The sequence below is a fragment of the Ruegeria sp. YTSA075 genome, from assembly GCF_059610245.1.
In genome coordinates, this window is sequence record NZ_JBXWNG010000017.1 from 1 (window position 1) to 16,626 (window position 16,626).

Sequence of the window (16,626 nt, forward strand, 5' to 3'; positions counted from 1 at the left end):
CGCCTGTGGCTGAGGCTGCGCCCTGATCGCCTGTGGCTGAGGCTGCGCCCCGATAGCCTGTGGCTGAGGCTGCGCCCTGATCGCCTGTGGCTGAGGCTGCACCCTGATCTTTCTTTACGGCGCTGCCCTTAACCCATTTCGCTGCGTCAAACACATGCTTTACAGCGGCTTCAATTAGTTCTCCAAGGTGAAGTTCCGCCTTTATTTCAATGCGAGCGGCGGCAAGCTTGGTATCTCCACCTTGCTCTCTGTCAGTTTCACCGGACAGTGCAACCAGCGCGTACCTGGATTTGTTCGGCCCGTAGTAGTTAAAGGCATCAAGTGGGTGAGTGCAGGCATGGAATCCTGCACCACAGACCTCAACGTCACCCTCGTGTTCGTAGGTTTTGCCAACTTCGAACTGAAAGCCTCGGCAGGTCCAGTCGGCGTTAAAGCCTTTGTATGCGATAATCTTGGTCATGCTTTTTCCTTCCTCTCGGAAATCGCCTTGGGCAAACTCATGGTCTGGGGCTAAGGGAGTGGTGAACTCGCGGGTCATGACTACGCCTCACATACTGCGTCGTACAGCCGCCAGCCGTGGACCTTGATGCGGTCCATTTTCTTGAGCCAGTCGAGATTTTTCTCTGGCTGAAACCGTTCTTTCATCGCTTCGTGAACGCCCGACCAATCGATACTGCTTGTCGCGCTGTCTGCGGCGATTAACAGGCCATAGAGGGCACCCACAGAAGCAACAGTTGATTGCTTGTCCTGTAAGTGAATACGCATGATTTGCTCAGCTTGGTGCATCACACGCACTCCTCTTTCCGAATGTCGTATTCGTCGTCAGAGCCGTATTTGGGGTCGTCCTCGTCCGTTTCGCTCTTGTCCATTTCATCAGCGCAGCCAAAGCAGACGTTGGGGCCGAGAAGGTTGACAACAGCCTCTTCAAACTCAGGGAGGAAGTGGCCGCGCATATGGTCGTCACGGTCCAGTTCAGAACCACAACAACCGCAAACAAAGGTCTGGGGGATAATCCCGCGCTGGACCTGTGCCGCCTCTATGATTTTGCTGATTTGCATGTCGTTTCCTTCCGTATCTGTAGAAGGGAAGTAAGCTAAATGAATTAGCAATGCAAGAATAAAAAGCTAAAAAATTTGGCTTCATGATTTAGCTAGAAATCTAGCGCCCAGTCAGAAGGCAAAGAAAAACCCCGCCGGAACGGGGCCAAGCGTTCAGAATTTCAGGAGAGATTAGGGTGCTGTGTTGGATGCGATCCATGCAGCAATCTCATTGCGCATTACAACCGCAATGATGCCAAGCACGTAAACAGTGAGCCACTTGTAGTCTATCTTGGAGTCAAGCTTCGCATCGATTCTTGCGAGCAAAACCTCAATGGAGTTGAGGCGGTCCTCAACTTTGTCCATTTTTGTTTCAAGTCTGGCTACGCGCGCTTCCATGCCATCGAATGTGCCACCTCCGTCGCTATTTTTCAAGCGGGCTAGGTCTTCCTGAATCTTTTGGCGGCTTGGGTGGTCAGCAACATTACTCATTTCAGCGCCCCAAATTCACTGCAGGACTGTTGTAACTTCTCCAATTGTTTGAAGAGCGTATCAAGGTGTTCTTGAACCTCATCATATTGCCCTGCGCCAATAGCGAGTGAGATCCTAGTCGTCGGAATGAAGAGCAGAAGCGTGCCGTCAATAACGGAACTTAAATTTATTCTATCGAGCTGAGCTTGATGCTCAAGTTGCTTCACAGCCTTCTCCAGCCGCTCAATCCTATCCTTGTCAGGAAGCTCATAAACCTTATTCATTTCAACCTCCAAATTCAGGATGGACTACAGCCGACCACAGGACGTGAGATTCTGCAACGAAGAGTTGAAACGCACTAAGGTCTCACCAAGACACTGACTTCCTCAAGACATATTCTATAATGGATATATGGTAACGAGTGGTGCTGGTGCGCCATAGGGGGTAAAAACTGAACGGTTTTCACGGGCCGAGTCGTGACTTCGAGAAATTTCTGTGGAGATACGAAGAGGCAACACGCCTTCTAGGCGTAAACCCATTGGCCCGTCAGATATTCCGAACATTAATGTTCGATACAGACATAGAATGGAACGTATCTAAGCTGTCCGAGCGGTTCGGGCGCTCCCGGCCCACTGTGCGGGCCATAGTAGACCGCAACGTATTAGGCGGGCACATGCAGCGAGACAAGCAAAATCGCATAAGCGTCTCAAACAGGGGATCTGAACTGCTTCATTGGGTTCATGGTGAGACATGTAAAATAGCCATGGGGGAACAGGCGGGCTACTCGGAAGAATTGATTCGGCATTTCAGAGAGTTACCAATTCCTGTCGTTGACCCAGAAGCGGCAACAATTTGTTTCCAAAACGACCTCAATATTTTTTAACTTAATTTTCAGGTATTTAAGGGTGGAGATTTTTTTCCACCTAGAAAAATCGTTAATTTGACGGGAACGTGAACGACCGCGTACTATCAGAAAGATACTAGATTTCAGGTATTTGCCGACACTCTTGATTAGTCGGTATCACTCTAAACTAGGGCTAGTGGCTTCCCATATTTGGTGGGTTAGGGTAGTTATTTGTTCTCGTTTTGTCCAATTGGGGATTCGAGGAGGATCAATGGATCGGGTAGAGATTTTGATTGATGGGGCAACAAAGTCAGGTTTTACGATAGACTTTTTAGAGGCACTCACTCAGGGCCTTTCCAACCAAGCATTACGAAGGGTCATAGGCAACGCATCTGCCATGCCTTCATACATGAAGTCCAAAGACAATTGGTACTTGTTGCGAAGGGCCAGTGCGCCATCCAGCGAAAGGCGGTGAGTACCAGCTTCCCAGAGGGATAAGGCACTCCGTTTGACGCCTATGCTGTCAGCATACTCCTGCTGCTTCATGTCGACGACCATTTCGCGGTGCCATTTTAGGCGCTCCGCGATGTCGGCAAAGGGTCTTGGCTTGTCTTTATCCATGGCCAAAATTCTGCATTGCTGAGAAATTTGGCGCAACGATGATTGCTTAGCTTGACGAAAGCTAAATGATTTAGCATTATGGGCGGTGTTATGAATAAGAGCGCCGTCCATCAGATAATTGACACCCTAACGCCGGACGCGATTTGCTCCGAGCTAGGGGTTAATAAACACTCCATTCGATACGCGCGGACTGCCGGGGTTTTCACCGCAAGCTGGTACGGCCCTCTAAGCAAGATGTGTGTTGATAATGGCATTCCCTGTCCTCAAGATGCGTTCAATTGGAAGGCGTCTGCTAAAAAAAATAGCAACGCCAATCGCTCCATTCAAGGCAACGTGAGGAATACCGGAAGTTTTTCCAATCCCTCCCCCAGCAAAGGGGGGCGATCATGAGAACGTTAATTCGGCGGGCCTTCGGGCACCTGTGGCGGGCTATTCGCTCCCTCTATGGCTGCTTCAAGTGCGTCAATAAGTTCTCGCGCGACCACAGCGTTGCACCTCAGATGACCAACCGGGACTTGGCGCATTTCAGCGCCCTCCCCAGGCGTTTGAACGCGAACCAGAGCGGACACGCCGACCTGAACCACGTTCGGAACCCAGCCAACATCGGACACAATATCAAAGTAGATAAACGGGGCTTCACTCACGGTAATTCCTCTCAAAATGCAAAAAACTACGCTGTTTCCCAGCCTTCGAAAAAGAAGGGGGAGAGTCAATGACCGGATTCCATCCAGCGGAGGGCGTGTGAATGGGTAAGCGTCCGAAGATTCTCGACCAGCAATTCTATCGTCTCGGCCATGTAATCGTCCGCACAACGGATCACCGCGAGAACGGCAAGACATTTGCGCTCTACCCAGACGTTGAGGGTGGAGAAAAGAAACCACTGTTCACCGGCCACATAGAGAAGGGCATGGGAACACAACTGCGGCGGCTGGCGCACCACTTTGACGACCTTGAGGCGAGGTTGCCAAGGGAATCCGATGGTCAGCCGCCAGCGGGGGACATATGACCCGCATCACAATCACACTCCCATGGCCGCACAAGGACCTGCACAGCAATTCTCGTGCGCATCACATGGCGAAGCATCGGGCAACCAAAAAAGCTCGTACAGACGCTCGCCTGATGGCTCAGAGGGCTGGTGTTGGCAGCTGGCCCTCGGCGACCATCCTGCTTGAGTATTATCCACCCACACGGCGTGGAGACCCCCAGAACTGCCCCACAGCAATGAAGGCGTACATTGACGGGATCGCGGATGCCATGGGGTGCGATGACAAGGCGTTCAAGGTGGACTTCCCCACCGTCTTTGCAGGCACCAGAAAGCCCGCAGACGTGGTGTTTCACATCATCCCGCCAGTTGTTGAGGTCGAGCTTCGGGGGGTGATTTCGTGAGCCAAGCCCCATCAATGCCCATGTATTGGGACGCCTACATTGCGGACACAACGCATCTGACGGTCGAGGAGCATGGCGCATACCTTTTGCTGTTGGCGGCTATGTGGCGGCGCAACGGTTGGGTGCCTGACAATGACAAGGATAATGCGCGGATTCTTGGCATAACACCATCCAAATGGAGAAAGATAAAGGAGCGTATTTCTGGTTTCCTTACGTTTGAAAATGGCGAGATTACGCAAAAAAACCTCCTAAAAATTTGGAAAAACACTCAAGAAAAAATTCAAAAGAACCGCTCAAATGGGGCCAAAGGTGGAAGGCCCAGAACAAGCGAAAACAAAGACTTAGATAAAGCGAACGGTTCGGTTTCGGATAACCCAAACGAAACCATACCAGAACCAGAACCATATCCAGATAATACAGTTCCTAACGGAACTGACGGCGATGCCGTCGATGTCGTTTGGTCCAAAGGTAGAGATTGGCTCGTTTCCAAAGGCGTCTCTTTCGACAAGGCCGGGCAAATGATTGGCAAGTGGCTCAGGGACAGCGGCTCAGCCGAGGACGTCAGGGCTGCAATGAACGAAGCCAAGGCCGCGCGCACCGGCGACCCCGTTCCGTACATCACCAAAATTCTCAGCAAACCCTCAACCCAACCCGACCTTGACGCGCTCTTGGCGGACGTAAGCTTTGGAGGCCACGGATGAACTACCGAGAGAACTTCCTGAAAACGCGACTCAAGGATTTACTGGCGCGGCGTTCCATGCCCCGTCAATTGGCTGAGAACAATCGGGCGCAGGCTGAGGAAATGAAATCCCTGGCTATCACAATCGGCAAGTACGCCCCGAGGGGTGATTACGAGGATTGGTGGCCCAAGTTTGCACAGCGGCTGGACGAAGACGCCAAGACACGTGCCTGGCCCACAGCTTTTGAAATCAAGGCGGCGGCAACGGCCATTCAGGGTGCTGGTTCGAAGCGTCCGGCGCAGGGCGACGAAATCAGCCCGCTTGAAGTTTTCGGTAAGCGCATGGAGGCGAACGAAGCCGTTCCACAGGGGTGTCTGTATGGCCGGGTGGCTCTGGATTTGTTGGCAGGTGGGCATGTCACGCGAGACGTTTTGCGTCGGTATCGTTCAGCTTGGTACTTCACCCTCAAAAGCCAGTACGGCGATGAATACGCCCGTCAAAAAGAGGCCGAGGCGATTGTGCTGCACGAGTCGGTAGAACGCGACGACAGGCAACCAGCCGGGAAAACCCCGCCAGTTCCCCAGCCCCAGAAAGTCAAAGCCTACGATTGGGACGGTGCGCAATGAACGCTATGCAGCAACTCGCGGCACAGGAAAACGCAGCGGCTCGTCAAAAATGGCAGACAGGTGGAAGCACTCTGTATCCCGCCGAGCTACCGCCCCGTCCGCGCCCCAAGCCGGAGCCAAAGCCTGTATCGGCAATCCCCGAGGAAGCGCTAATCGGCATGACCCCGTTTGACGAGGCTTTGGAGCATGCAAATTGGTGCCGGTCTCGTGGGATGTCACCGCAGGACGTTTGCAGGAGCGTAAACAGCCCGATGTTGGCTGACACATGGGGTGGTGCCATTGAGGTTTTGGAGTGGTGCATTGCTGACATGAGGGCCGCATGACCCGCGAACAACTCCAAGCCCAAATCGCCCAGCTATCCACCCAGGTAGACACCCAGGAGCGCACCATAGACCGCAAGAACCGCGAGCTACTGGCGAAGGACAGGCAGATGGAGCGCAAGGACCGCCACATAGCATGGCTGGAGTTCAGACTTGAGCGGGAGACGGGACGCAAGCCCACCGCAGAGGAATTTGCTGAGTATGTATTTGGAGGGCAGGGGTGATGGGTAGGGGCGATAAGCGTAACCGTAAAAGCATCGGACTGGACCTAGCACCGGCACCACGCAAGAAGGCACGGGGCTGGAAGCGCATGCAGGAGTTACAGGCGGCAGAGCGAGAGGCCGAGGAAAACAGCCACGAGGAACGGCTGCTAGTCCGTGCCCGCCATGTCGGAGTGAAGCCAGACAAGAAGGGGTTAGCTCAAATGAAGCATGTCATGCTCTCAGAGCCAGCAGGACAGGCGATATGGCTAGGTAGTAGGCCAGACGACGCAAACGCCCTCTGGGACGTCTACAGCGGGCTTACACAGGCTGAGGCGCGCTATGCGACCGTTGTTCTTGGGATAAGCATCAATGCCAAGGTGGCGAAGGTGGAGTTTCTGCCCGAGGCGTTCGAGGCCCGTTCGGACGAACCGCCAGATGAGAGAACCGAGGGCGAAAAGCACAGGGCCGCAGTAAATGCATGGATGCGCTGGAAGGGTGCGCTTGGTTGCCTGTCTTCAGAAGACCACAGGGCAATCATGGACGTTTTGAGAGGGCGAAAAGAGCCAGTCACACAAGGAAAACTTAACCAATCCGGGTATAAGTTCCTTGAATCGCTGGGGTGCCTTAAAGAAATTGTTGACCGTCAATGACCGAACGGCTATTATTATTCCAACGGAATGGCTCGCCTAATAGCAGGTGGGTCATTTTGATTCCGAAAGGTTCACAATGCTCCTTGATATCGCGGCAAGCTTTCTTGGTAGAGCGAGATCACCCAGAGAGGTCTCGGCGCAAGAGGCTCGCGAACATTCCTTTGCTAGTTCTGAGGCACGGAGGATAGTACTGGAGCACGGCAGCGCGTCTGTTGTCCTGATTGACGGGAAATGGACGGCTTGTCGGATTGGTTAACCGCCCTTTGGTGACAGCATTAGGCCTGGGCAAGCCCGGGTCGAACCCTGCAGGTTGGTGCTGTCACCTGAGCGCGGCGTTGTTGCGAACGTCACCGGCTCAAAGCTGTTCAGGCTAGCTAGCTGTTTCAGTGGCGAGAAAATGCGCAAAGACTCTGCCGGTCCCGCGCTCACACATTCCACCCTTTCTGTTCGCGGATTGGGATAGCCCGTCAGCTTCGGTTGGCGGGTTTTCTTGTACGTAGCGCATTGCCGACGCCAGCCCGCGTGAGAGGCGAATATCGGCAACCAACACGGAGGTGCGTCATGTCAGAAGGCTACGGCGGCTAATGGAAGTGGACCAGTACTTCGAGGAAGACGACGAAGAAATCACTGGTCTCATTCAATGCATATTCTCAGATAGCGGCCTGACAATAGCACAGAGCGACGTATCAAACGACGATATCCGCAAGGTGATAACGGTCCTTGAGGCGCGGATAGAGTTGGGAGTTCCGATACAATGAGCGACTTAGACGCCGCAGTGGGCGAGTGCCTGACATACAACCGCATGGGCGGGCTGGACCACGAGATGATTTTGGACATTGCCCACACATTCGAAGTCGAGCCGCGTGACGTGTACGACGGTCTGGAGTGGGATTGGCCGGGCGATGACCCCGACAAATGAAGACTACACGGTCGGCGGTTTTCTCGAAGCAATACAAAACAACCTAGACCACCGCATAACCTGGTGCGCTGTATCCGAGGCCACGAGAGGCTGGCGGATTCAGGGCAAGCAATTCGATGACAACATAGCAGCCGCAATTCAGGCCCAGGAATGGCTTGAGCGGGTGTGTAGGGGGCAGACATGAGCTTATTGAAGCGCCTTTTCGGCAAATCTGTCTCTGTTGAGCACGTGGGCAGTTATATCTCACTGGACGGCGACAAGTACCGTTTGGAGAAAGGGCCGACCAAGGTGGCTCTGACCTTCGAAGAGGGCGACACACCACAGCAAACCACCGACATGATGAAGCGCATGATGCAGGAAAACGGTGTCAAGCTGAACTACCTCTTGGAAATGAAGGACTCGCACCACACGCCCATTCAAACAGGTGTGCGGCTGCATTTCTGGCAACGCGCCTTTCCAACGGTATGGAAGTTCTATGTGACTCGCTCCCACCCAGAGACGGGCGAGGACTACTTTGCGCCCATTGCGGAAGCGGACCTGTCTGAGTCCGACGCTATCGAGTGGGCGAAAAAACTAATCAAGGAGCAGTAAAATGGCATATATGCCCGACTCTTCGTATGATGCGGCTCTTGATGACGCCTGCAACAATGTTGAAAACCTGTATCTGTGCAGCCAGGAGCCATCCACGTTCACAGAGGCAAGTTCAACTTACAAGCTTGCCACCAAGGCCAGCCCGTCTATTGGCGCGGCGGCGAACCGCACTGGCGGAGGTCGTCAGCGAACCGTTGCGGCTATCACAGACGGAACAGTTGACGCCACAGGCACAGCAACCCATTGGGCGCTGACTGACGATAGTTTGAGCCTGTTGAAGCCAACCGGCGCACTTTCAGCATCGCAGTCTGTTACGAGCGGCAACACCTTCACCACCACAGCCTTTGAAATCGGCATAGCCGACGCCACCTAATGACAGTCACAACGGTTTACTGCACGGCAGAGACCGGCGGGCTAAGCGCTAACAAGAACAACGGAGACTTCGACGGCTGTCTATCGGGGGCTGGGTCCGAAAGCTGGTCAGATGGCCAATGGCGGCATACAGTTGGTAACTTCTGGCACTCAAACAACCGCGCCAACATTGGTTACATGGTGCTTGAGTTCGACCTATCCGGCATCCCATCCGGGGACACGGTTTCAGCGGCTGAGTTGCAGCTTTACGGGCAGCAAGACCAGTCGAACACAGACTTTGACATCATCATTGCGGAATTTGCCTCCGCACCGCCCTGGGATTCATCGGACTGGCAAACAGGATCAGACCTCGCCGCGCTAACCGACCTCGCAAGCATAAACACGTCCAGCTTCAATGCATCTGGATATAACACCTTCACAAGCGCGGCTCTGGCAACAGCGGTAAACAGCAAGGCGAGCTCGTTCCGGCTGATAGTTTGGTCAAGCCGCACAGAATCCAGTTCTTGGCCCGGATCGTCGAACACATACGACTCTGTCAACTTCTACAGTTATGGGCAGGGCGGCACGTCTCAAGACCCTAAGCTGGTCATAACTCACGCGGCAGGCAGCAGCACAGACGACACAGACCCAAGCGACATCACCGCTTTGGCATCAGTTGGACAGCCCGCTATCGGGCAGGTTCACGCACTAGCGCCAAGCAACATCACGTCCCAACCAAGCATCGGGCAACCCACAGCGGGCGTAGTAAGCGGCCTGACGCCAGACAGCATCACATCGCAGCCATCTATCGGAGTGCCGACAGTTGGTCAGGTCCATGCAGTACAGCCAAGCAGCATTGTTTCACTTACATCGGCTGGCAATCCAACCGCAACAGGCCCAGGCACTGACGCGACATCACCAAGTAGCATAGTAGCGCTCGCGAGCGTTGGCAGCCCAACAGTAGAGCAGCTAAGCGCAATCGCACCTCTAAGCATTGTTGCTCAGCCCTCAATCGGAAGCCCAACAGTCGGTCAAATCCACACATTGTCTACATCTGGACTAACGGCTCAACCGACAATCGGAACGCCAGAGCTAGGACAGATACACAACCTCTCACCAGTAAGCATCGCAGCGGCGGTGAATATAGGTAAGCCGACGATTAACAAGCAAGCCCTCCAATCTGTTGAGGATCGCAAGCGTCTAAGCTTAGGCATGAAGCTATAGGAATAGAAAATGGGTCAAGTTGTTATCGAAATGGGTCGCGCCGAATTCAAGGGCGTTGGAGTTATCGCAAGCACTCACGCCAAGACAGAAGAACTAAACGCAAGCACATCCTCATCAGCCACCACTATCGAAGCATCTAAGGGTGACTTTGCTACGGTAATCAATAACGACGTAGAGGACATCTGGGTCACATTTGGCGCAAGCCCAGTTGCAGCAGTGGGCACCGGCCACTTTGTGCCATCAGGCAAGATCCGTGACTTCGGCGGCTTGCAGGCTGGTGAAAAGGCTGCGGTCATAAACGACTCGTGAGGCAACCATGACTGAGGGACGAAACGAAGTCGGACAGTTCGAACAGGGAAATCAGTTCGGCACAGCAAGCAAGTACGACCCCTCAATGTGTGAGCAGGTAACTAAGCTGGCTCTATTGGGAATGACAGACGAAGAAATGGCTACATTCTTCGGCGTCAGCGCACAAACGTTTTACAATTGGCAAAAAGAACACCAGCCGTTTTTTGAGGCGGTTCATGCGGGGAAAGACGCAGCCGACGCTGAGGTTGCACACAGCCTGTATAAAAAGGCCACAGGCATCACTTACGAAGTAGAGCGCTTACGCAAGAATGCTGAGGGTCGATCCGAGGTTGTAAAGTTGTCTGTTTACGAGCCGCCAGACACAGCCGCCATGAAGCAATGGCTTGGTAATCGTCGCAGGCAGAATTGGACTGACACTCAACGCGTAGAGCATTCTGGGTCACTAACAAAATTAACAGCGGAAGACCTAACGGATGAAGAGCTTGCAGCCATCATTGCAGCAGGCCGCAGTTGAGCTGGCTCGCCGCCGAAGGGCGCGCGATAATCTCATAGACTACGCAAGATACACAAATAGGGCATACAGGCCTGCCGATCATCACGAGTTGATCGCGAAGAAGCTAGAGGCCGTGGGTCGAGGTGAGGTTAAGCGCCTAATGATATTTATGCCGCCTCGGCATGGTAAATCTGAGCTGGCATCGCGTCGCTTCCCTGCATGGTTTATGGGGCGGAACGCTGACCGGTCCATTATTGCGGCAAGCTACAACAGTGATTTAGCTGGAGATTTTGGGCGAGAAGTTCGAAACATAGTTGCAGGGCAAGAGCACAAGACCTTGTTCCCTGAGTCATCACTTGCTGCTGATAGTAAGGCGCAGAACCGTTGGCACACATCGGGGGGTGGGGGATACGCGGCGGCAGGCGTAGGGACGGCTGTTACTGGCCGTGGCGCTCACATCTTCCTGATTGATGATCCAGTCAAGGACAGGGAAAGCGCCGACAGTGAGGTTATCAGGGAGAAAACTTATCGCTGGTATCTCTCGACTGCGTACACTCGCCTAGAGGGCACATTGGTTGAGCCTGACCGCGATCCGCTCTGGCGTGACCTCGATGAGGCTCAGGAAAAGGGTGAGGCGTTCGAGGGCGCTGTAGTGCTTATCCAGACACGTTGGCACGAGGATGATTTAGCGGGACGGCTGTTGGCGGATATGGATAGGGGGGCTGACCAATGGGAAGTACTCAGTCTGCCCGCCTTGCAGGGAACCGAGGCGTTATGGCCCGAAAAATACACCGCAGAGCGTCTAAGTCGCATCAAGAAGCAGCTAACCGCGCGTGAGTGGGCTTCACTGTACCAGCAAGAGCCAACGCCCGAGGATGGCACCTATTTCCTGCGAGAGTGGTTTGCGCGGCACGGTACGCCACCGAAGAATCTACGCAAGTACATCTTCAGTGACTTTGCTGTGACTGAAGATGCAGGCGATTACACTGAACTTGGGGTGATTGGCCTGGATAAGGACATGCGGGCGTATGATTGCGAGTGGTGGTCGGGGCAAGAAACTGCGTCGGCGTGGATAGAAGCCGCAATCGACCTAATGGAGCGTCACAAGCCGTATGCCTTCTTTGGTGAAAGCGGCGTCATCCGAAGGGCGATAGAGCCAATTCTTCGCCGCCGGATGAGAGAACGCAAGGTAACTTGTCGTCTGGTGTGGCTACCGCGAACCAGTGACAAAACAGCCATGGCGCGAGCGATACAAGCCAGGGCAGAAAATGGCATGGTTTCGATCAGTAATACTGAGGCGGGCAAGGCTTCTATTGAGCAAATGGTGTCGTTCCCGATGGGGAAATATGACGACAAGGTAGACGTCTGGGCGCTCTTGGGAATGGCTATCGATAAGGCCCACCCGGCGTTAGTTAATCCACCGGAAGAAGACGATGACAACAGGCTTCGCCGCCCAACGGATGCTTATAGCAGCCAGGGTGAAGAGGCTGATTCATGGAAAGTGGCATGATGCTTGAATTGCAAAAGCTCAAAATGATGGTGCAGAATGCCGCCGACCTGACACAAGACGCCCGCGATGCGTCCGAACGCGACCGGGACTATTACGACGAGCACCAGTGGACAGCGGAAGAAATCGCAACGCTGAAACGCCGTAAGCAGCCTGTTATCACAATTAACCGCATTAAGCGCAAAGTGGATGCGATGGTTGGGCTTGAGCAGCGGATGCGCAGCGATCCCAAGGCGTACCCGCGCAACCCTAATGACGAACAAGTAGCAGATATTGCCACCAAGGCGCTGGTGTTCGTTGACGATAATGTACGACTGGAAAACAAGCGCTCTTTGTCATTTGAAAACATGATTATTGAAGGCTATGGCGGTGCCGAGGTAGTTGTAGAGCAAAAGCGCGACAAGCTGGAAATCGCCGTTAATCGCTTGCGTTGGGAAGAGTTGTTTTTCGATCCTCACAGCCGTGAGAAAGACTTTTCGGATGCGGCCTACATCGGTACTCAAAAGTGGATGGACGTAGACGCGGCCATAAGCACCCTGTCAGGCTCTTGGGATGGCTCAGAGGAAGAGTTGCAAGAGCTGCTGATGACGTCAATGAGTAGCGCAGAGACGGGTGAGACATACGAGGACCGTCCTTACGAGCATAACTCATTTCGGTGGGCCGATAAGCGACAGCGTCGCGTTCGTGTGGCAAGCATGTACTACAAGAACAAGGGCACATGGCGCCTTGTCACTTTTGTTTCGGGCGGCACGATTTACCACGATGTTTCACCCTACCTGTGCGAAGATGGGAACCCGATTTGCCCGATTGTCTTGATGACGGGATACATTGACCGAGAAAACCGCCGCTACGGCATGGTCCGGTCGATGATTTCTCAGCAGGATGAAATCAACAAGCGCCGCTCTAAACTGCTGCACCAACTCAACAGTCGCCAGACGGTAGGCGTTAAGGGTGCGGTTGACAGCGTAGCTGGCATGAAGCGGGAACTTGCGGCTCCTGATGGTCATGTGGACGTAAACATTGCGGCATTCGAGGATGCGGCCCGCGTTGGGATGAAGCCATTCGATGTGGTTCCACAGAATGACCAGATTGCCGGGCAGTTCTCGCTGTTGCAAGAATCCAAGTCTGAGATTGATATGATTGGGCCAAACCCGTCATTGATTGGGCAGACAGAGGGCGACGCCTCAGGCCGTGCCATCATGGCGCAGCAACAGGCAGGCATGGCGGAGCTTGCCCCGCTGTACGATAGCCTTAGAGACTGGGATTTGCGCGTCTACCGGGCGATGTGGGAGCGCATTCGCCAATTCTGGACTGATGAGCGCTGGATTCGCGTTACAGACCAGACGACAGGCGGGAATGATTGGATCGGGGTAAACGTCCCAACCGGCGGATATGTCCAGGTTATGAACCCTGAGACGGGCGAGCCAATGCTGCAACCTGAAATGCAGAACGTGCTGGCAGAAATGGATGTGGATATCATCATTGAAGACACGCCGGACCACGTGACCTTGCAGCATGAGCAGTTTGAGCAGCTTTCGCAGATGGCCGCGCAGGGCATTCCGATACCGCCGGAAATGATTATCAAAGCCTCTGCGCTCAAGGATAAGCAGGAGATTCTACAACTCCTGGAGGAACAGCGCGCAATGGCCGCGCAGGCGCAACAGGCGCAGGCACAGCAAGAGGGTCAGCTTCGTCAGATTGAAGTTGAAACCACAGCACAGAAGAACATGGCCGCAGCCGCCAAGGATGGCGCGACCGCACAGAAAACGCAGGTTGAGACGGCCCAGATGGCCGCAGGACTGCGCTAACGACCACCTCGCTTCTGGTTTTCTCGCTGCAAGCAGCCACAACTTTTAGTGTGTCCACGACTAACGGAGTTGACATCAACCTCAAGAACGGTGCCGCATTCACATTCGGCCATCCAATAGGTTCGCTTGCCATCGCTGCGGGAAAACTCGGTAAGAGTGAGGCGGTTGTGCTTCTGCCCTGTCCTGTCCTTTCGTCGGGTGCTCTTGCCGCGAATGAAGTCGCTGCGATTTTCGCTCTGTTGTTTGGCAGAGGACCACTTGCAGTTCTCCGGTGAATAATCGGCGTCATTATCAATCCGGTCCAGCGTGTGCCCATCTGGACGAGGCCCCATATCTTCGAGGAAGTTTTCAAACTTCTCCCATCGTTCGCAGACATGAATGCCCCGACCGCCGTAACGGTGGTAGTTGTGGCGTTTCTTATTTCTACAGCGATCCCTCATTGAACGCCATGATATGTGCTCTGGTGTTTTCGTTATTTGTCTAACCATAGCAGCAATTTAACACTGCCGCCGGGGTTAGTAAAGACCTTGCCGCCGAAGGTTATCGGGCGAACCGCATCTATGCGAAAATAGAATCCGCCGCCGGGATTTTTCGGGCGTTTTCGTGTCTCACAGCGATATTGGAGAGAGCAAAATGAGTGATGACAAGCTGGGATTTCTTGACGAGACGTCAGAGGAAGTAGCCGAGACCCCCGAGGTTGAGGTGGAAGAGCCAACGGCAGAAGAGTCGCAAGAGGTGAAGGCAGAAGAGCCTGAACTCCCTGTGGTCGAGGAAGCCACTGACACGGGCGAAGAAGAGGCAGCGCCGCCGGTTGCCGAGGTTGAAGAGAAACCACAAGCCATCCCCGTTACAGCTCTATTGGACGAACGGGAAAAGCGACAGTTAGCCGAGCGCAAAGCGGAAGAAGCCGCCCGGCAATTGGCCGAAATGCAGGCACGTATCCAAGCACAGCAGGCGCAAAAACAAGCCCCTGACTGGGATATGGACCCGCAAGCGGCTGCAAGCTATCAAGCGCAGACGATCCAGCAACAAATGCAAGCACAGCGCTTGGAGCAATCCAAGTTCTTTGCATCGCGTGAGTTCGGAAACGACGTGGTTAACGAGGCTATTGCTTACTTTGACCAGAACCCGCAGCTATCGCATCAGTTCGTAAATGAACCATCGCCGTTTCATGCGGCTGTTGAGTTCTATCAAAAGCAGAAGTTCCTGACAGAAGTCGGAGAAAACCCCGACGCCTACAAGGATAGTCTGCGCGAACAAATCCGCCAGGAAGTTATGGCGGAAATGACGAACGCCCAGCCGTCCAAACCCAAAGCCCCGCCACCGTCCATGGCCACAGCGCCTTCGACGGGACGGGACACGACCACGCCGGGGAACACCTTCGATACGATGTTCTCCTAACTCAACTTGGCCCGCCGTGAGGCGTCGCCTTTTCCCTTAGATGGAGCTTTATAATGGCTACTACCACACTCGCCACGGCCTCCCAGGTCAGCAAGTGGGAGTCCATGTATTTCTCGGAATACGTGCGTGACTCCGGCTTCAAGCCCTACATGGGTAAATCGGTCAATATGCCGATTTGCGTCAAGTACGAGCTGACCTCGGGCGGCAAAACCGTCAACCTACCCTTGATTACCCGCCTGACCGGCGCTGGCGTCACTGGCTCAAGCACTCTCGTTGGCAACGAGGAAGCGCTGAACAACTACAACTTCCCGATTACCGTTGATTGGCGTCGGAATGCTGTAGAAATCAAGAAACCTGAGCGTCATTGGACCGAAATGGACCTGTTGCGCGCTGCTGGTGACATGCTGAAAGTCTGGTCGGCTGAGAAGCTGCGTGATGACATCATTGCGGCGTTCCAGTCCATCCAGGGCGTTGCTTATGGCTCGGCTACCGAGGCCCAGAAAGACGCATGGATTGACGACAACACCGACCGTGTTCTGTTCGGCAACGCTGTTGGCAACCTGTCAACAACCGCACCGGCTGGCGGCGCAACCTATGACCACTCGGGTTCGCTTGCAAACGTTGACGCGACCAACGACAAGCTGACTGCTGCGTCGGTCTCGCTGATGAAGCGGATGGCAAAAACTGCTGATCCTCACATTCGCCCGGTTCGCCACTCGGCAAGCGCGGGCCGTGAGCACTTCATTCTGTTCGCTGGCTCTTTGCCGTTCCGCGACCTGAAGGAAGATTCGGTGATGCAGCAGGCCAACCGTGAAGCGCGTCCTCGTGACGTAGCCAAGAACCCCATCTTCCAGGATGGCGACCTAGTTTATGACGGCGTTATCATCCGTGAAATCCCGGAAATGCCGGTTCTGAGCGGTGTTGGCACGTCGAGCATCGACGTTGGGCAAGTTTTCTTCTGTGGCGCTCAGGCGCTGGGTATTGCTTGGGGTCAAGAGCCCAAGATGACCCGCAAGAAGGAAGATGACTACAACTTTGCAGCAGGTCGCGGCATTGAGGAATGTCTGGGTGTTGAGAAGATGGTTTTCAACGACAAAGATCACGGCGTTCTGACCGGCCACTTCGCGGCAGTCGCTGACGCGTAATGCGCCTTAAATACACAGGAGAGCAGCCCCGCCAGTTTCG

At 54.1% G+C, this 16,626-nt stretch carries 25 protein-coding genes; 18 read left to right on the top strand and 7 right to left on the bottom strand.

Going from position 1 to position 16,626, the window contains the following annotated elements:
* From AC2FGE_RS19080 to AC2FGE_RS19105, 6 genes are all read right to left on the bottom strand, one after another.
* Positions 1-460: DUF7666 domain-containing protein (locus AC2FGE_RS19080; protein ID WP_496820877.1), on the bottom strand; the 460-nt coding region annotated here is incomplete at its 3' end.
* Positions 461-540: 80 nt separating this feature from the next.
* On the bottom strand, positions 541-786 hold the full coding sequence (locus tag AC2FGE_RS19085; RefSeq protein ID WP_496820878.1) for a hypothetical protein: 246 nt from the start codon (positions 784-786) through the stop codon (positions 541-543).
* Positions 786-1,058, bottom strand: coding sequence for a hypothetical protein (locus AC2FGE_RS19090; RefSeq protein ID WP_496820879.1), 273 nt, complete (start codon positions 1,056-1,058; stop codon positions 786-788). The genes AC2FGE_RS19085 and AC2FGE_RS19090 overlap by 1 nt, the downstream gene beginning before the upstream one ends.
* 171 nt (positions 1,059-1,229) lie before the next feature.
* Positions 1,230-1,529 (bottom strand): hypothetical protein, encoded by a 300-nt coding sequence (locus AC2FGE_RS19095; RefSeq protein ID WP_496820880.1) that lies wholly within the window; start codon positions 1,527-1,529, stop codon positions 1,230-1,232.
* Positions 1,526-1,792, bottom strand: a complete 267-nt coding sequence (locus AC2FGE_RS19100; RefSeq protein WP_496820881.1) for a hypothetical protein — start codon at positions 1,790-1,792, stop codon at positions 1,526-1,528. Before AC2FGE_RS19100 ends, AC2FGE_RS19095 begins: the two co-directional genes overlap by 4 nt.
* A gap of 905 nt (positions 1,793-2,697) precedes the next feature.
* Positions 2,698-3,084 carry a helix-turn-helix transcriptional regulator gene (locus tag AC2FGE_RS19105; protein WP_496820882.1) on the bottom strand — a complete coding sequence of 129 codons (387 nt, stop codon included), beginning with the start codon at positions 3,082-3,084 and terminating at the stop codon, positions 2,698-2,700.
* Positions 3,085-3,359: 275 nt separating this feature from the next.
* Between AC2FGE_RS19105 and AC2FGE_RS19110 the strand changes: the two genes are divergently transcribed.
* From AC2FGE_RS19110 to AC2FGE_RS19185, 16 genes are all read left to right on the top strand, one after another.
* A complete protein-coding gene (locus tag AC2FGE_RS19110) occupies positions 3,360-3,689 on the top strand; it encodes a hypothetical protein (protein WP_496820883.1) in 330 nt (109 codons plus the stop codon).
* A 29-nt stretch (positions 3,690-3,718) separates the two neighbouring features.
* Positions 3,719-3,979: a hypothetical protein gene (locus AC2FGE_RS19115; RefSeq protein ID WP_496820884.1), complete on the top strand. Its 261-nt coding sequence runs from the start codon at positions 3,719-3,721 to the stop codon at positions 3,977-3,979.
* Positions 3,976-4,359: a hypothetical protein gene (locus AC2FGE_RS19120; RefSeq protein ID WP_496820885.1), complete on the top strand. Its 384-nt coding sequence runs from the start codon at positions 3,976-3,978 to the stop codon at positions 4,357-4,359. Before AC2FGE_RS19115 ends, AC2FGE_RS19120 begins: the two co-directional genes overlap by 4 nt.
* On the top strand, positions 4,356-5,060 hold the full coding sequence (locus AC2FGE_RS19125; RefSeq protein ID WP_496820886.1) for a YdaU family protein: 705 nt from the start codon (positions 4,356-4,358) through the stop codon (positions 5,058-5,060). Before AC2FGE_RS19120 ends, AC2FGE_RS19125 begins: the two co-directional genes overlap by 4 nt.
* Positions 5,057-5,665, top strand: a complete 609-nt coding sequence (locus AC2FGE_RS19130; RefSeq protein ID WP_496820887.1) for a hypothetical protein — start codon at positions 5,057-5,059, stop codon at positions 5,663-5,665. Before AC2FGE_RS19125 ends, AC2FGE_RS19130 begins: the two co-directional genes overlap by 4 nt.
* The gene (locus tag AC2FGE_RS19135; RefSeq protein ID WP_496820888.1) at positions 5,662-5,988 is read left to right on the top strand and encodes a hypothetical protein; all 327 of its coding nucleotides are present in this window, start codon (positions 5,662-5,664) and stop codon (positions 5,986-5,988) included. The genes AC2FGE_RS19130 and AC2FGE_RS19135 overlap by 4 nt, the downstream gene beginning before the upstream one ends.
* A complete protein-coding gene (locus tag AC2FGE_RS19140; protein WP_496820889.1) occupies positions 5,985-6,209 on the top strand; it encodes a hypothetical protein in 225 nt (74 codons plus the stop codon). The genes AC2FGE_RS19135 and AC2FGE_RS19140 overlap by 4 nt, the downstream gene beginning before the upstream one ends.
* Before the next feature lie 86 nt (positions 6,210-6,295).
* Positions 6,296-6,838 carry a hypothetical protein gene (locus AC2FGE_RS19145; protein ID WP_496820890.1) on the top strand — a complete coding sequence of 181 codons (543 nt, stop codon included), beginning with the start codon at positions 6,296-6,298 and terminating at the stop codon, positions 6,836-6,838.
* Positions 6,839-7,592: 754 nt separating this feature from the next.
* The gene (locus AC2FGE_RS19150; protein ID WP_496820891.1) at positions 7,593-7,757 is read left to right on the top strand and encodes a hypothetical protein; all 165 of its coding nucleotides are present in this window, start codon (positions 7,593-7,595) and stop codon (positions 7,755-7,757) included.
* Positions 7,758-7,937: 180 nt separating this feature from the next.
* Positions 7,938-8,348 (top strand): hypothetical protein, encoded by a 411-nt coding sequence (locus AC2FGE_RS19155; protein ID WP_496820892.1) that lies wholly within the window; start codon positions 7,938-7,940, stop codon positions 8,346-8,348.
* A gap of 1 nt (position 8,349) precedes the next feature.
* Positions 8,350-8,721 carry a hypothetical protein gene (locus AC2FGE_RS19160; RefSeq protein WP_496820893.1) on the top strand — a complete coding sequence of 124 codons (372 nt, stop codon included), beginning with the start codon at positions 8,350-8,352 and terminating at the stop codon, positions 8,719-8,721.
* Positions 8,721-9,923 (top strand): hypothetical protein, encoded by a 1,203-nt coding sequence (locus AC2FGE_RS19165; protein WP_496820894.1) that lies wholly within the window; start codon positions 8,721-8,723, stop codon positions 9,921-9,923. The genes AC2FGE_RS19160 and AC2FGE_RS19165 overlap by 1 nt, the downstream gene beginning before the upstream one ends.
* Positions 9,924-9,932: 9 nt before the next feature.
* Positions 9,933-10,232 carry a hypothetical protein gene (locus AC2FGE_RS19170; protein ID WP_496820896.1) on the top strand — a complete coding sequence of 100 codons (300 nt, stop codon included), beginning with the start codon at positions 9,933-9,935 and terminating at the stop codon, positions 10,230-10,232.
* 7 nt (positions 10,233-10,239) lie between these two features.
* The gene (locus AC2FGE_RS19175; RefSeq protein WP_496820897.1) at positions 10,240-10,746 is read left to right on the top strand and encodes a hypothetical protein; all 507 of its coding nucleotides are present in this window, start codon (positions 10,240-10,242) and stop codon (positions 10,744-10,746) included.
* 148 nt (positions 10,747-10,894) lie between these two features.
* Positions 10,895-12,235, top strand: a complete 1,341-nt coding sequence (locus AC2FGE_RS19180; RefSeq protein WP_496820934.1) for a terminase large subunit domain-containing protein — start codon at positions 10,895-10,897, stop codon at positions 12,233-12,235.
* Positions 12,232-14,040: a portal protein gene (locus tag AC2FGE_RS19185; protein WP_496820898.1), complete on the top strand. Its 1,809-nt coding sequence runs from the start codon at positions 12,232-12,234 to the stop codon at positions 14,038-14,040. Before AC2FGE_RS19180 ends, AC2FGE_RS19185 begins: the two co-directional genes overlap by 4 nt.
* Here AC2FGE_RS19185 and AC2FGE_RS19190 read toward each other — a convergent pair.
* Positions 14,037-14,480: a hypothetical protein gene (locus tag AC2FGE_RS19190; protein WP_496820899.1), complete on the bottom strand. Its 444-nt coding sequence runs from the start codon at positions 14,478-14,480 to the stop codon at positions 14,037-14,039. The genes AC2FGE_RS19185 and AC2FGE_RS19190 overlap by 4 nt on opposite strands.
* Before the next feature lie 193 nt (positions 14,481-14,673).
* On the opposite strand from AC2FGE_RS19190, the gene AC2FGE_RS19195 reads away from it, so the two are divergent.
* Together AC2FGE_RS19195 and AC2FGE_RS19200 are read left to right on the top strand one after the other, a co-directional pair.
* Entirely contained in the window at positions 14,674-15,441 is a 768-nt protein-coding gene (locus AC2FGE_RS19195) for a hypothetical protein (RefSeq protein ID WP_496820900.1), read from the top strand.
* Between the two features lie 53 nt (positions 15,442-15,494).
* Positions 15,495-16,586 carry a phage capsid family protein gene (locus AC2FGE_RS19200; protein WP_496820901.1) on the top strand — a complete coding sequence of 364 codons (1,092 nt, stop codon included), beginning with the start codon at positions 15,495-15,497 and terminating at the stop codon, positions 16,584-16,586.
* Positions 16,587-16,626: the final 40 nt, after the last annotated feature.